8 protein-coding genes are annotated in these 15059 nt (G+C 72.0%); 5 read left to right on the forward strand and 3 right to left on the reverse strand.

Annotated elements, in window-relative coordinates:
* The first annotated feature begins 58 nt into the window (after positions 1–58).
* From H537_RS0137385 to recD, 4 genes are all read left to right on the forward strand, one after another.
* Entirely contained in the window at positions 59–409 is a 351-nt protein-coding gene (locus H537_RS0137385) for an H-NS histone family protein (RefSeq protein ID WP_238446949.1), read from the forward strand.
* Positions 410–765: 356 nt separating this feature from the next.
* A complete protein-coding gene (gene recC / locus H537_RS0137390) occupies positions 766–4173 on the forward strand; it encodes an exodeoxyribonuclease V subunit gamma (RefSeq protein WP_029001939.1) in 3408 nt (1135 codons plus the stop codon).
* Positions 4166–7810: an exodeoxyribonuclease V subunit beta gene (gene recB, locus H537_RS0137395; protein ID WP_029001940.1), complete on the forward strand. Its 3645-nt coding sequence runs from the start codon at positions 4166–4168 to the stop codon at positions 7808–7810. Before recC ends, recB begins: the two co-directional genes overlap by 8 nt.
* Positions 7807–9867, forward strand: a complete 2061-nt coding sequence (gene recD / locus H537_RS0137400) for an exodeoxyribonuclease V subunit alpha (protein ID WP_310733042.1) — start codon at positions 7807–7809, stop codon at positions 9865–9867. Before recB ends, recD begins: the two co-directional genes overlap by 4 nt.
* Positions 9868–10158: 291 nt before the next feature.
* On the opposite strand, the gene H537_RS0137410 is transcribed toward recD, so the two are convergent.
* The 3 genes from H537_RS0137410 to H537_RS0137420 all read right to left on the reverse strand — a co-directional run bounded on the left by H537_RS0137410 (position 10159) and on the right by H537_RS0137420 (position 13956).
* A complete protein-coding gene (locus tag H537_RS0137410; RefSeq protein WP_051244548.1) occupies positions 10159–11154 on the reverse strand; it encodes a Bug family tripartite tricarboxylate transporter substrate binding protein in 996 nt (331 codons plus the stop codon).
* Between the two features lie 58 nt (positions 11155–11212).
* The gene (locus H537_RS0137415; RefSeq protein WP_029001944.1) at positions 11213–12142 is read right to left on the reverse strand and encodes a dihydrodipicolinate synthase family protein; all 930 of its coding nucleotides are present in this window, start codon (positions 12140–12142) and stop codon (positions 11213–11215) included.
* Positions 12143–12219: 77 nt separating this feature from the next.
* Positions 12220–13956 carry an IlvD/Edd family dehydratase gene (locus H537_RS0137420; RefSeq protein WP_029001945.1) on the reverse strand — a complete coding sequence of 579 codons (1737 nt, stop codon included), beginning with the start codon at positions 13954–13956 and terminating at the stop codon, positions 12220–12222.
* Positions 13957–14066: 110 nt separating this feature from the next.
* Here H537_RS0137420 and H537_RS0137425 point away from each other — a divergent pair, with 110 nt between their 5' ends.
* Positions 14067–15047 (forward strand): LysR substrate-binding domain-containing protein, encoded by a 981-nt coding sequence (locus H537_RS0137425; RefSeq protein ID WP_043461870.1) that lies wholly within the window; start codon positions 14067–14069, stop codon positions 15045–15047.
* Positions 15048–15059: the final 12 nt, after the last annotated feature.

A 15059-nucleotide genomic window follows, 5' to 3' on the forward strand; every position in this document is an offset into this window, starting at 1 on the left:
ACCGGTCCAGGAACCTGCTATTCGTATCAATCCCAGGGCTTGTCGTTACAGATCAGAAATGTCCCAGACATTCAACGAAGGTGCAAAGCGTATGGCAAACATCCAAGACCTCCTCAAGCAGCGCGAAGAACTCGAGCGTCAGATCAAGCAACTGCAGGAGAACTCTCGTGCGGAAGCCGTCAACACCATCAAGGAGTTGATGGCCCAGAACAATCTGACCATCGAGGACCTGTCCTCCAGCTCCCGCAGCGGCAAGAAGGAATCCGGTGGCAAGACCGGTACCGTGGCCCCGAAATACCGTGACCCGGCTTCCGGCAAGACCTGGACCGGCCGCGGCCTGAAGCCGAAATGGGTTACCGAAGCCCTGGAAAGCGGCAAGACGCTGGACGACCTGTCCATCAAGGCCTGATGCTCCAGGTTCAAGCCTGAATTACCCGCGGTCCACACCGGCCGTGTTGAAGCCCCGCCTCGGCGGGGCTTTTTGCTTTCTGCCTCGCATTTCAAGCGCAGTTCAGGTTCGAAGCGCATGGATTTGTTCACGCCGGCGCCGCAGTTGCGCTCCCGGGTTCGCCAGCAGGCTACCCTATTACCGGGTCGTAAGAATCGGTGCAGAACGCGCGCTCCATACCCGGGCGCCGCGGCGGGGTTTAGGCCAAAACGAGACATCGGTCCAGGGGCCGGGCGGCCGAGGCTGCGAAAATCCGCCCCCTGCCGGCAGCGGGCCGGCAGCGCGTGTGAAGAATCTGGTTGAGGGAGGTCGGCCTCATGAGCGCCGAAATCGGCACGGGGTTGCTGGTGTTGCACGGCAACCGGCTGGAGTTGCTCAAGGAGGCGGTGGTGGACTGGCTGCAGCGCCAGCCCCTGGCGCCGCTGGAGGCCGAGGTGTTCCTGGTCCAGAGCAACGGCGTGGCCGAGTGGCTCAAGATGGCCCTGGCCCAGGCGCGCGGCGTCTGCGCCGCGGCGCGGGTGGAACTGCCTGCGCGCTTCCTGTGGCGCAGCTACCGCCAGGTGCTGGGACGCGCCTCGGTGCCACCGCTTTCGCCGCTGGACGAGATCCCGCTGACCTGGCGCCTGATGCGGTTGCTGCCGCGCCAGCTCGAACGCCCCGAGTTCGCCCCCCTTGCCCGCTTCCTGGACGGCGGTGACGTGGCGCGGCGGCTGCAGCTCGCGCGCCGCCTGGCCGACCTGTTCGACCAGTACCAGGTCTACCGCGCCGACTGGCTGGAGGCCTGGGGCGAGGGCCGCGACGACGTGTGCCGCGCCGACGGCGAGGCCATGGCGCTGGCCGAGGACCAGCGCTGGCAGCCGCTGCTGTGGCGCGAGCTGCTGCAGGAGCTCAGCGACGACGAGCGCCTGGTGGTGCGCCCGGCGATCCACAACCGCTTCCTGGCCGCACTGGAGTCCGGCACCGCGCCACGCAGCCCGGTGGCGCGCCGCGTGGTGGTGTTCGGCATGTCGCAGCTGCCGATGCAGATGATGCAGGCGCTGCACGCCCTCTCGCGCCACGCCCAGGTGCTGCTGGCGGTGGTCAACCCCTGCCAATACCACTGGGCCGACATCATCGACGGCCGCGAGCTGCTGCAGATGCAGCGCCGCCGCTTCCAGCACCGCGCCGAGCGCGACCTCGCCGCCGTGTCCCTGGAAGAGATGCACGCCCACGCCCACCCGCTGCTGGCCGCCTGGGGGCGCCAGGGCCGCGACTTCGTGCACCAGCTCGACGCCTTCGACGCCCACGCCCTGGGCCACGAGACCACGCTGCCGCGCATCGACCTGTTCGACACCGAGACCCCGTCCGACGCCCCGCTGCTGGCCCAGGTGCAGGCCGCCATCCGCGACCTGCTGCCGCTGGCCGAGCACGCCAGGACGCCGCCGGCGGCGTCCGACCGCTCCATCGTCTTCCACGTCGCGCACAGCGCGCAGCGCGAGGTGGAGGTGCTGCACGACGAGCTGCTGGCGCTGCTGGCCGAGCCGCCGGGCGGCAAGCCGCTGCGCCCGCGCGACATCCTGGTGATGGTGCCGGACATCGACCGCTTCGCGCCCTGCATCCGCGCCGTGTTCGGCCAGTACGGGCCGGGCGATCCGCGCCACGTGCCCTACGGCATCGCCGACCTGCAGCAGCGCGGCCACGTGCCGCTGTTCGTGGCGCTGGAGTGGCTGCTGCGGCTGCCGCAGCAGCGCTGCCGCCTCACCGAGATCCGCGACCTGCTGGACGTGCCCGCGCTGGCGCGGCGCTTCGACGTGGGCGACGACGACCTGCCGCGCATCGCGCAGTGGCTCAGCGGCGCGGGCGTGCGCTGGGGCCTGGACGAGAAGCACCGCGCCGCGCTGGGCCTGGGCGCCTGCGGGGCGCAGAACACCTGGGTCTTCGGGCTGCGCCGCATGCTGCTGGGCTACGCCGCGGGCGACGGCGCCGCCTGGGCCGGGATCGAGGCCTACGGCGAGGTCGGTGGCCTGGAGGCGGCCGGCGCGGGCTCGCTGGCGGTGCTGGTGGACGAGCTGCACCGCTGGCACGAGCTGGCGGCCACGCCCGCCACGCCGGCGCAGTGGGGCGAGCGCGCCCGCGCGCTGCTGGAGAGCTTCTTCGAGGCCACGGACGAGGCCGAGCGCCAGCAGCTGGCGCTGCTGCAGGAGGCGCTGGAGGGCTGGCTGGAGGCGGCGCAGGCCGGCGGCTTCGAGGAAGCCATCCCGCTGGAGGTGCTGCGCGAGGGCTGGCTCACCGGGCTGGACGAGCCCACGCTGCGCCGGCGCTTCCTCGACGGCGGCGTCACCTTCTGCACCCTGATGCCCATGCGCTCCATTCCCTTCGAGGTGGTGTGCCTGCTGGGCATGAACGACGGCGACTACCCGCGCCGCACGCACCGCGCCGATTTCGACCTCATGGCCCTGCCCGGCCAGCGCCGCCCCGGCGACCGCTCGCGCCGCGACGACGACCGCTACCTGATGCTGGAGGCGCTGCTGTCGGCGCGGCGGCGGCTGTACGTCAGCTGGAGCGGGCGCAGCGTGCGCGACAACAGCGAGCAGCCGCCCTCGGTGCTGGTGTCGCAGCTGCGCGACTACCTGGATGCCGGCTGGGGCGAGGAGCTGTGCAGGAAGCGCCTCACCACCGAGCATCCCTTGCAGCCCTTCAGCCGCCGCTATTTCGAGGCCGGCGCGGCGCTGCGCACCTGGGCGCGCGAGTGGCGCGCCGCGCACCACGCGGGCGAGGCGGCGCCGGCCGAGGCCGAGCTGCCGCGCTTCGAGGCCGAGACGCAGGTGCTCACCGTCCAGCGCCTGGCGGCTTTCCTGAAGAACCCGGTGTCGGACTACTTCGTGCGCCGCCTGGGCGTGAATTTCGACGAGGGCGAGCCGCCCGGCGAGGACGACGAGCCCTTCGGCCTCAACGGCTTGGAGGCCTGGACGCTGATCGGCGAGCTGCTGGCCGACGCGCACCGCTGCACGCCGGAGGAGATCGAGCGCCGCGCTCGGCGCATCCAGCGCAGCGGCCGGCTGCCCATGAACGCCATCGGCGAGCGCCAGCGCCAGGCGCTGCTGGCGCCGGCGCAGTGGATGCACCGCCAGTGGCTGAAACTGCAGCGCGACTTCTCGCAGGCCGCGCCCAAGGAGGCGCTGGCCTTCGAGCACGAGGGCGTGCGGCTGGAGGACTGGCTCACCGAGCTGCGCCAGGGCGACGGCGGCCCGGTGCTGCTGAAACTCTCGCCCAGCGTGCTGCAGCGCGAGGGCCAGGCGCGCACCGACAAGTTCATCGAGCATTGGGTGCGGCACCTGGTGGCCAGCGCCTGCGGCGTGGCGCTGCAGGCGCGCATCGTCTCGCGCGACGCGGTGCTGGCGCTGCAGCCGCTGCCGCAAGAGGCCGCGCAGGAGACGCTGCGCACGCTGCTGGCGCTGTGGCGCCAGGGCATGGAGGCTCCCCTGCCGCTGGCCTGCCGCACCGCGCTGGCCTTCGTGACCGACGGCAAGGCGCAGGAGGTGTACGAGGGCGGCGGCTTCAGCCCCGTCACTCCCGAGGGCGAGGAACCCTGCCTGGCGCGGCTGTACCCGGATTTCGAGACGCTCACGCGCGACGGCCGCTTCGAACAGTTCGCGCCGCGGCTCTACGGCCCGCTGGTGTCGTGGGCCGGTTCGGGCGTCGCGGTGCTGGCGCAGGCCGGCGCCGGGGAGTCGGGCGATGAGTGAGATCCTCGACCCGCTGCGCCTGCCGCTGTGGGGCAGCCGCCTGATCGAAGCCAGCGCCGGCACGGGCAAGACCTACACCATCGCGGCGCTGTACCTGCGCCTGGTGCTGGGCCACGGCGGCGAGGATGGCGCCTTCCACCGCCCGCTGCTGCCCAGCGAGATCCTGGTGATGACGTTCACCCGCGCCGCCACGCGCGAGCTGTCGGACCGCATCCGCGCGCGGCTGTGCGAGGCGGCGCGCTGCTTCCGCGGCGAGCTGGCGCCCAAGGAAAGTGACGCGCTGCTGCGCGAGCTGCTGGCGTCCTACGCGGAAGGGCCGGAGCGCACGCGCGCGGCCTGGCGCCTGGCCTGCGCCGCCGAGGCCATGGACGACGCCGCGGTGCACACCATCGACGCCTGGTGCCAGCGCATGCTGCGCGAGCACGCCTTCGACAGCCGCAACCTCTTCGACGAGGAGCTGCTGGCCGACGAGAGCCGGCTGCAGGAGGAGGCGGTGCGCGACTACTGGCGCCAGCAGGTCTATCCGCTGGACGACACCGCGCTGGACGCCGTCTTCGAGCTCTGGCCCGACGTGGGCGCGCTGCACGGCGACGTGGCGGCGCTGGTGCCGCGCATCGGCGCGGGCGACGCGGTGCCGCCGGCGCTGGGCGAGCTGTGCAGCCGCGTGCTGGCCGAGCAGATGAAGCACCTGCAGCGGCTCAAGTTGGGCTGGCCGGAGAAGGTGCAGGCGCTGCGCGAATGGTTCAGCGCCGAGCAGGCGCGCAAGGTCTGCCTGCTGGACCGGCGCAAGCTGCAGCCGCGCTACTACGAGCCCTGGCTGGACGCGTTGGAGGCCTGGGCCCTGGCGCCGGGCCAGCTGATGCCGGCGCTGGGCGACAAGGGCCGCGTGCGCTTGTCGGTCCAGGGCATGCGCGAAGCCGTCAAGCCCGAGCTGGCGCTGCCGCCGGAGTTCGAGGCCATCGACCAGCTGTACGAGGCGCTGGCCGCCCTGCCCGACCTGAAGGCGCAGCTGCGCCGCCATGCCGCCCAGTGCATCGCGCGGCGCCTGGCGGAGCTGAAGACGCAGGCCGGGGCCTACGGCTTCGCCGACATGCTGGTGCGGCTGGACGTGGCGCTGCACGACGACGGCGCGGGTGAGCGGCTGCGCGAGCGCATCCTGTCGCAGTACCCGGTGGCGCTGGTGGACGAGTTCCAGGACACCTCGCCGCTGCAGTACCGCATCTTCGACCGGCTCTACCGCACGGCCGCGTGCGAGCGCGAGAGCGCGCTGCTGCTCATCGGCGACCCCAAGCAGTCGATCTACGCCTTCCGCGGCGCCGACATCCACAGCTACCTGGGTGCCCGCCGCGCCACCGCCGGGCGGCACTACGTGCTGGGCACCAACCACCGCTCCACGCAGGCGCTGGTGCGGGCGGTGAATCAGCTGTTCGAGCAGGCGGAGGCGCGCCAGGGCGGCGCGGGAGCCTTCCTGTTCCGTGCCGGCGCGGAGAACCCCCTTCCCTTCCAGTCGGTGGACGCGCGCGGGCGCGATGAGCGTTTCCTCTGCGGTGCGGGCGAGGTGCCGGCGCTGTCGCTGCACGTGGACGCCGAGCTGGGCAACGCCGAGAGTCACCGCCAGCGCGCGGCCGAGCGCTGCGCCGAAGGCATCGTCACGCTGCTCAACGACCCGCGCGCGGGCTTCGAGCATCCGCGGGACGGTTTCGCGCGGCTGCGCCCGGCGGACATCGCGGTGCTGGTGCGCACCGGCGTGGAGGCCGAGTGCGTGCGGCGCGAACTGCGCCGGCGCGAGATCGCGTCGGTCTACCTCTCGGACAAGGATTCCGTCTTCGCCAGCGCCGAGGCGCGCGACCTGCTGCGCTGGCTGCGCGCGGTGGCGGCGCCGCTGGACATGCGCCTGGCGCGCGCGGCCTACGCCACGGCGCTGGTGAACCTGAGCCTGGCGGAGCTGGCGCGTCTCGCCGTGGACGACGAGGCCTGGGAAGAGCGGCTGGAGACGCTGCGCGAGCTGCGCTCGGTGTGGGAGCGCCAGGGCGTGCTGACCATGCTGCGCCAGACGCTGCACCGCCTGGCGCTGCCGGCGCGCTGGCTGACAGCGCCCGATGGCGAGCGGCGGCTGACCAACGTGCTGCACATCGCCGAGCTGCTGCAGGCGGCCAGCGCGCAGCTCGACGGCGAGCAGGCGCTGGTGCGCTGGTTCGCCGAGCAGGTCGAGAACGAGGACGCGGCCGAGGGCGACGAGCGCATCGTGCGGCTGGAGAGCGATGCCGACCTGGTGAAGGTGGTGACGATCCACAAGTCCAAGGGCCTGGAGTACCCGCTGGTGTTCCTGCCGTTCGCTTGCGACTTCCGGCCGGTGGACAAGCGCGGGCGCAGCTTCATCGAGCTGATCGGTGAGGACGGCACGCGGCAGCTGAGCTTCGACCTGAGCGCCGAAGCGCTGGAGCAAGGCGACCGCGACCGGCTGCGCGAGGACCTGCGGCTGCTGTACGTGGCCTTGACCCGTGCCCGGCATGCGCTGTGGGTGGGCATTGCGGCGCTGAAGAAGGGGCAGGCGAAGAACTGCGTGCTGCACCGCAGCGCCTTCGGGCAGCTGCTGGGCGGGGGCGAGGCCATCGCCGAGGGCGAGATCCTGGCGCGGCTGCAGAGCGCCTGCGGCGAGTGCGCTTCTATTGCGGTGCTGGAGGCGCAAGCCGCCTGCGCCGCCACGCCGCTGCTGCCGCGCGACGACGCGCCGGCGCTGCAGCCGGGGGCGGAGTACGCGGCGCGCTTTGAGCGCGACTGGAGCATCGGCAGCTTCAGCAAGCTGGTGAAGCACCTGCCGGCGCTGCCGCTGGAGCGGCTGGAAGACGCGCCGGTGCGCGAGAGCGACGAGTTCCAGGAGGGGCAGCCGTCGCTGCCGCCGGCCTCGGCCCTGGCCTGGCACCGTTTCCCGCGCGGCAGCTTCGCGGGCAACTTCCTGCACGACCAGCTCGAATGGCTCGCCGGCGAGGATTTCGATCTGGCGGACGAGGCGGTGCGCGAGCAGCTCAAGCGCCGCTGCGAGTGCCAGGGCTGGGGCAACCGCGCCGACGAGGTGCTGGCGTGGCTGTCTGAAGCGGTGAAGGTGGAGTTGCCGCCGCTGGGCGTGCCGCTGTCGGGGCTGCGCGGCACGCTGCCGGAGATGGAGTTCTGGCTGCCCAGCCAGGGGCTGGACGCGGCGCGGGTGGACGCCCTGTGCCGCGAACACCTGCTGCCCGGGCGCGAGCGCCCCGCGCTGCCGCAGCGCCGGCTGAGCGGGATGCTGATGGGCTTCGCCGACCTGGTGTTCGAGCACGAGGGGCGCTACTGGGTGCTGGACTACAAGTCCAACGCGCTGGGCGCCACGGACGACTTCTACGGCGTGAATGCGATGGAGGCTGCGATGGCGGCGCACCGCTACGACGTGCAGGCCGCGCTGTACCTGCTGGCGCTGCACCGGCAGCTGCGCTCGCGCCTGGGCGAGGCCTACGACCCGGCCGAGCACCTGGGCGGCGCGCTGTACTTCTTCCTGCGCGGCATCGGCCACGCGCAGCGCGGCTGCCTGCTGGTGGCGCCGGAGCTGGAGCTGCTGGAGGCGCTGGATGCGGCGCTGGGGGCGGATGAGGAGACCGATTCGTGAAACCGCGCAAAGACGTGGACACCCTGGACTGGATCGACGCGCTGGATCGCCTGAGCGCGCAGGACATGGTCGATGAGCTGCTGCGCTGGGCGCGCGCGGGCTGGATCCGCCACCTCGACGCCGCCGTCGCGCGCTTCGCGCTGGAGTTGAACCCCGACGCCCCTCCCCTCGTGCTGCTGTGCGGCGCGCTGGTGGCGCACATGGAGAGCCGCGGCCACAGCTGCCTGCTGCTGCAGGAGCTGCACGCACGTCCGCATGAGCTGCTGGGCTGGAGCGCCGACCAGCAGCAGGCGCTGGGCGACCTGCTCAAGCGGCTGCCGGGCAGCCTGGACGACTGGCTGCAGACGCTGCACGCCTGCCCGCTGCTGGAGGCCGGGTCCGCGGACGGTTCCGGCGCAGCGACCGGCGTGACCGACGCGGCCGGCCCGGACCGCGACACCCCGCTGCTGGTGCTGGCCGGCACGCGGCTGTACCTGCGCCGCTACTGGGACTACGAGCAGCGCGTGGCGGCGCAGGTGCGCGCGCGCGGCGCGCTGCGCGAGGACGTGGACCTGCCCGCGGCACGCGACTGGCTGGACCGCCTCTTCGCGCCCGCTCCCGGCCAGCGGGCGCCGAAGCCCGACTGGCAGAAGATCGCCTGCGCGGTGGCGCTGCGCGGGCGGCTGTCCGTGATCACCGGCGGACCGGGCACGGGCAAGACCTACACCGTGGCGCGGCTGCTGGCGCTGCTGCTGGCCACCGCGCCGGCGCCGGAGCGGCTGCGCATCGCGCTGGCCGCGCCCACGGGCAAGGCGGCGGCGCGGCTGAAGCAGTCCATCGAGGGCTCGCTGCAGGCGCTGGCCGAGCGGCTGGGGCCGACGCCGGACCTGGCCGGGCTCACGGCGCGCATCGGCGCGGCACGCACGCTGCACGGGCTGCTGGGCGGGCGGCCGGACACGCGGCGCTTCGCCTTCGACGCCTCGCATCCGCTGGACGTGGACGTGCTGATCGTGGACGAGGCCTCCATGGTTCACCTGGAGATGATGGCCGCGCTGCTGGACGCGCTGCCCGCCTCGGCCCGCGTGGTGCTGCTGGGCGACAAGGACCAGCTCGCCTCGGTGGAGGCCGGCGCGGTGCTGGGCGACCTGTGCGGCGAGGCCGAGCACGGGCACTACGACGCGGACACGCGCGCCTACGTGGAAGCGGCCTGCGGCATCGAGCTGCACAAGGACTTCTGCCAGGGCGGCGGGACGGCGCTGGCGCAGCAGACGGTGATGCTGCGCGAGAGCCGCCGCTTCGGCGGCCCCATCGGCGCGCTCGCGCTGGCCGTGAACCAGGGCAAGGTGGCCGCCGCGCAGCGCGTGCTGCGCGATGCGCAAAGCCCCGAGGCGCAGTGGCTGGAGAGCGTCTCGCCGCAGGCCGTGGTGCGTCTGGCGCTGCAGGGCCGCCCCGGCGCGCCCGGCGGCTACGCGCCCTACCTGGCGCTGCTGCGCGAGCGGCCCGCCGACGAGGACGAGGCCGCGCACGCCGAGTGGACGAAACGGGTGCTGCTGGCCTTCGAGCGCTTCCGGGTGCTGTGCGCGGTGCGCGAGGGCGAGTGGGGCGTGGAGGGCCTGAACCAGGCCATCGAGGCGGGCCTGGCCGGCGCGGGGCTGCTGCGCAAGAGCGGCGAGTGGTACGAGGGCCGGCCGGTGATGGTCACGCGCAACCAGGGCGCCCTGGGCGTGTTCAACGGCGACATCGGCATCGTGCTCAAGGCGCCGGGCGCGCGCACCGCGCTGCGGGTGTACTTCCTGGAGGGGCCGCAGCTGCGCTCGGTGCTGGCGAGCCGGCTGTCGGATGTGGAGACCGCCTTCGCGCTGACGGTGCACAAGTCGCAGGGCTCGGAGTTCGAGCACACGGTGCTGGCGCTGCCCGAAGGCGGCGCGGCGCAGGTGCTCACGCGCGAGCTGGCCTACACCGGCATCACGCGGGCACGCAGCGCGTTCACGCTGGTGTCGCCGCAGCCCGGGGTGCTGGCCGCGGCGGTGGAGCGCAGGACGCGCAGGGCCAGCGGGCTGAGGGAGGCGCTGGCGTAGGGCTCGCGCCCGGCCTTGCCCAGGCCCTCGGTGAGGCCGGAGGCGCGCACCGTTTCCACCACCAGCCACAGCACGAAGCCCGCGGCGATGGCCAGGCACGCCCGCAGGAACCAGACGTAGATCCGCATGACCGTTTGCATCGGGCGCCTCCTGCGATCACGGTTGAACCGGGAACCTCACCAAGCCTGGGTTCACCGTAGTGGGCTGGTGCGGAGGGCTCCATAGGCGCTTTGTCCCGCGCGGGCGGGACAAACATGGGGAGTATTTCGGCCGGGGCGTGCGGCGCCAGGGCTAGAGCGCCTTGATGTTGCCCTTGCGGGCGATATCGCCCCAGAGCCTGTAATTGTCCCGGGTCAGGTCGCCGAGGCGCTCAGGGCTGCCGCCGCCGACCAGATCGCCGTTCTTCGTGATCAGCTTGCCCACCGCGGGGTCCGAAAGTGCCGCGTTCATGGCGGTATTGGCCTTGCGGACGATGTCCGCGGGCAACCTGGGCGGCCCCCACAGCCCGACGAACACCGTCACCACGAAGTCCTTCACGCCCAGCTCGGCCGCGGTGGGAACGTCAGGCAGTGCGGGCAGCCGCGAGCTGCCGGTCACGAGGATGGGCCGCAGCTTCCCGGTATTGATGAAGGGAATGAGCAGCGATGCCGCGTCGATCAGGCACGGCAGCTGGTTGCCCACGACATCCTGGATGGCCGGCGCGCTGCCCTTGTACGGGACCTGGTTCATGGGGGGCAGGCCGGTGCGCTCGCGGAAATATTCCATGGCCAGGTGGGTATTTCCGCCGTTGCCCGCGGAGGCATAGCTGAATCCCTTGGTGCCGGCTTCCGCCTTGACCCAGGCGAGGAACTCCGCCAGGTTGCGCGCCGGTGCCAGCGGGTTGACGACCAGGACCAGCTGCGATTCGAGAATCAGGCCGATGGGCGTGAATTCCGTCGGATTGGGCGACGGCGAAGCAAAGGTGTGCGGGTTGATGGTGAGGCTGGTATTGGCCACCAGCAGCTTGTAGGGGTCGGACGCCCGGTGCACTTCGCTGGCCGCGAGATTGCCCGAGGCGCCTGGCTTGTTTTCCACCACCACCGGCTGCCCCAGCGAGCTGGCCATGCTGCCGCTGATGAAGCGCGCGCCGGCATCGGTCAGGCCGCCGGGCGGATAGCCCACGAACAGTGAGACCGCCTTCGTCGGCCACGGGGTGCCTTGTGCCCAAAGGGGGCCCGGATAACCGGCCGACATCGCGGTGCCGGCGGCGGCCATTCTCAGGATGTCGCGCCTGGAAGTGGTTCTCATGGAAGTCTCCTCGTTGATGAAATCGGGTCGTGGTCGCGCGCTTGTCCGGCCGCGGGGGCTACCGCGCCCAGCGCAGCACCAGCGGGTCGAGGCGCCGGGCGATGGCGATGAGCTCGCTGCGCGTGGCCGGGTGGAGCGCGGGCCAGGGATGGCGCGGGGCCTCGCAGGCGATCACGCCGCCTTCCTTCATGAGCGCCTTGGCCGCGAGGAAGCCGGCCTGGCGGTTCTCGTGGTTGATGAGCGGCAGCCAGCGCTGGTAGAGCGCGAAGGCGGCATCCGCGCCGCCCGCGCGGTGGGCATCGACGATGGCGCGCATCGCGTCGGGAAAGCCCGCGCCGGTCATGGCGCCGGTGGCGCCGGCCTCCAGGTCGGCCAGCAGCGTGATGCCTTCCTCGCCGTCCCACGGCCCTTCGACGGCAGCGCCGCCGAGGCGGATCAGCTCGCGCAGCTTGTTGGCCGCGCCCGGCGTCTCGATCTTGAAGTACGACACCTGCGCCACCTCGCGCGCCAGGCGGGCGAGGAAGGCGGCCGGCAGCGGCGTACCGCTGCAGGGCGCGTCCTGGACCATGACGGGAATGTCCAGCGCGTCCGAGAGGCGCCGGTAGAAGGACTCGATCGCGGCTTCGGGCACGCGGAAGGTGGCGCCGTGGTAGGGCGGCATCACCATCACCATGGCCGCCCCCTGCGCCTGCGCACGCCGGCTGCGGGCGATGCAGACCTCGGTGCTGAAGTGGGTCGTGGTGACGATCACCGGGACGCGGCTGGCCACATGCTCCAGCACGGTGCGCGTGAGGACCTCGCGCTCCTCGTCGGCCAGCAGGAACTGCTCGGAGAAGTTGGCCAGGATGCACAGCCCGTCGGAGCCGGCGTCGATCATGAAGTCCACCGCGCGCTTCTGGCTGTCGAGGTCCAGCGCGCCGGTGTCGGTGAAGGTCGTGGGCACGACGGGGAAGACGCCGCGGTAGCGCGGCGCGGGAATGGCGGCCATGGGCTCGTTTCCTTGGGGGGTCGTTGGAGGCTGGAGGGCCGGGGCGCGGTGAGCGGCCCAGGCCCGCGGCACGTGAATCAGTGCGAATGGCGTGGCACGGCGTTGCCGCGGCAGCCGACCAGGAAGTCCAGGTCGCAGCCCTCGTCGGCCTGCAGCACGTGGTTCACGTACAGCTTGCGGTAGCCGCCGTCGGCGGGCGCGGGCAGCGGCTGCACGTCGGACAGGCGGCGCGCGAGCTCCTCGTCCGGGATGTCCAGGCGCAGGGTGCCCGCCTCGCAGTCGAGCTCGATCCAGTCGCCGTCGCGTACCGCCGCCAGCGGGCCGCCGGCTGCGGCCTCGGGCGCCACGTGCAGCACGACCGTGCCGTAGGCGGTGCCGCTCATGCGCGCGTCGGAGATGCGCACCATGTCCTTCACGCCCGCGCGCAGCAGCTTCGGGGGCAGGCCCATGTTGCCCACCTCGGCCATGCCGGGGTAGCCGCGCGGGCCGCAGTTCTTCAGCACGAGCACGGAGCTGGCGTCCACCGCCAGCGACTCGTCGACGATGCGTTCCTTGTAGTGCTCCAGGTTCTCGAACACCACGGCGCGGCCGCGGTGGCGCAGCAGCTCGGGCGATGCGGCCGAGGGCTTGAGCACGGCACCGCGCGGCGCGAGGTTGCCGCGCAGCACGCGGATGCCGCCGTCGTCGATGAGCGGGCGCTGCAGCGGGCGGATCACCTCGTCGTCGGTGATGGGGGCCTCCCTGACGTTGTCCCAGAGGCTGTGGCCGTTGACGGTGAGCGCGCCGGGGTGCGGCAGCCGGCCCGCCTCGCCAAGGCGGCGCAGCACGGCGGGCAGGCCGCCGGCGTAATAGAACTCCTCCATCAGGAAGCGCCCGGAAGGCATGAGGTCCACGATGGTGGGCGTGTCGCGCCCGATGCGCGTCCAGTCCTCCAGCTCCAGCGGCACGCCGATGCGTCCGGCGATGGCCTTGAGGTGGATCACCGCGTTGGTGGAGCCGCCGATGGCCGCGTTGGCGCGGATGGCGTTCTCGAAGGCCTCGCGCGTGAGGATCTTCGACAGCGTCAGGCCTTCCAGCGCCATCTGCACGATGCGCTGGCCCGACATGTGCGCCAGCACGTAGCGGCGCGCGTCCACCGCCGGGATGGCCGCGTTGTGCGGCAGGCTGGTGCCCAGCGCCTCGGCCATGCAGGCCATGGTGGAAGCCGTGCCCATGGTGTTGCAGGTGCCGGCCGAGCGTGACATGCCGGCCTCGGCCGACAGGAACTGGTGCAGGTTGATCTCGCCGGCCTTGAGCGACTCGTGCAGCTGCCACACGGCCGTGCCCGAGCCGATGTTCTTGCCCTCGAGCTTGCCGTTGAGCATGGGACCGCCCGAAACCACGATGGCGGGCACGTCGCAGCTGGCCGCACCCATGAGCAGCGCGGGCGTGGTCTTGTCGCACCCGGCCAGCAGCACGACCGCGTCGATCGGGTTGCCCCGGATGGCCTCCTCGACGTCCATGGCCGCGAGGTTGCGCGTGAGCATGGCCGTGGGGCGCAGGTTCGACTCGCCGTTGGAGAACACCGGAAACTCGACCGGGAAGCCGCCGGCCTCGTACACGCCGCGCTTGACGTGCTCCGCGAGCTTGCGGAAGTGCGCATTGCAGGGCGTGAGCTCGGACCAGGTGTTGCAGATGCCGATCACCGGGCGGCCGTCGAACAGGTGCTCGGGCAGGCCCTGGTTCTTCATCCAGCTGCGGTACATGAAGCCGTTCTTGTCGGCTGTGCCGAACCACTGGGCCGAGCGCAGCTTGGGCTTGTTTGTCGAGCTCATCTTTGAAGCGTGGTGGAGTGCAGTGGGGCGAACTCTAGATATCGATTTGTTATCCTTCCAATGAAAAGTTAGCCGTTTTGGATATTGATTCGGATATTGAGGAGAACCCTATGGCCTCGGCGGCTGAGCGTTGGTACCTGCGATCGCGGCTGAAGACCCGCCACCTGCTGCTGCTGGTGGCGCTGGGTGACGAGGGCAACATCCACCGCGCCGCGGAGGTGCTGTCGGTGACGCAGCCGGCGGCGTCGAAGATGCTGCGCGAGCTGGAGGAGATGCTGGAGGCGCCGCTGTTCGAGCGCCTGCCGCGCGGCGTGCGGCCCACGCCCTACGGCGAGGCGCTGATCCGCCATGCGCGCCTGGTGGTGGACAGCCTGGACCAGGCGCGCGACGAGGTGCAGGCGCTCAAGAGCGGCGAGATGGGGCACGTGGCCGTGGGCGCGATCACCTCGCCCGGCGTGCGCCTGTTGCCCGAAGCCGTGGCGGCGCTCAAGCAGGCCCAGCCCGGCCTGCACGTGTGCGTGGAGATCGAGAGCAGCAACGTGCTGCTGGAGCGGCTGGCGCAGGACCGGCTGGACCTGGTCGTGGGGCGCCTGTCCGCGGAGCACGACCGGCTGCAGCTGCGCTACGAGCCCCTGACCTTCGAGCCGGTGTGCGCGGTGGTGCGGCCGGGCCACCCGCTGCTGCAGGCCCCCGGGCTGTCGTTGCCGATGCTGGCGCAGGCGGCGTGGATCGTGCCGCCGCTGGGCACCGTGCTGCGCCACCGCTTCGAGCTCATGTTCCAGCGCGCGAGCCTGCGCGTGCCGGCCAACCTCGTCGAAACCTCAGCACTGCTGTTCGTCACGCGCATGCTCGAGCACACCGACATGCTGGCCGTGCTCAGCGTGGACGTGGCGCGCTACTACGCGGCCCACGGGATGATCGCGGTGCTGCCGCTGGAGCTGCCCTGCCACATGGACGACTTCGGCATCATCAGCCGCACCGACCGCCTGCTCTCGCCCGCGGCCGAACGCATGGCCGCCGCGCTGCGCAGCGCCGGCCTGGGCATCTACGGCGACCCGCGCGAGGCGGCGGCGCCCTACCCGCCCCGGTGAGCACGCACCGGC

The sequence above is a fragment of the Azohydromonas australica DSM 1124 genome (assembly GCF_000430725.1).
Classification (GTDB): domain Bacteria; phylum Pseudomonadota; class Gammaproteobacteria; order Burkholderiales; family Burkholderiaceae_C; genus Azohydromonas; species Azohydromonas australica.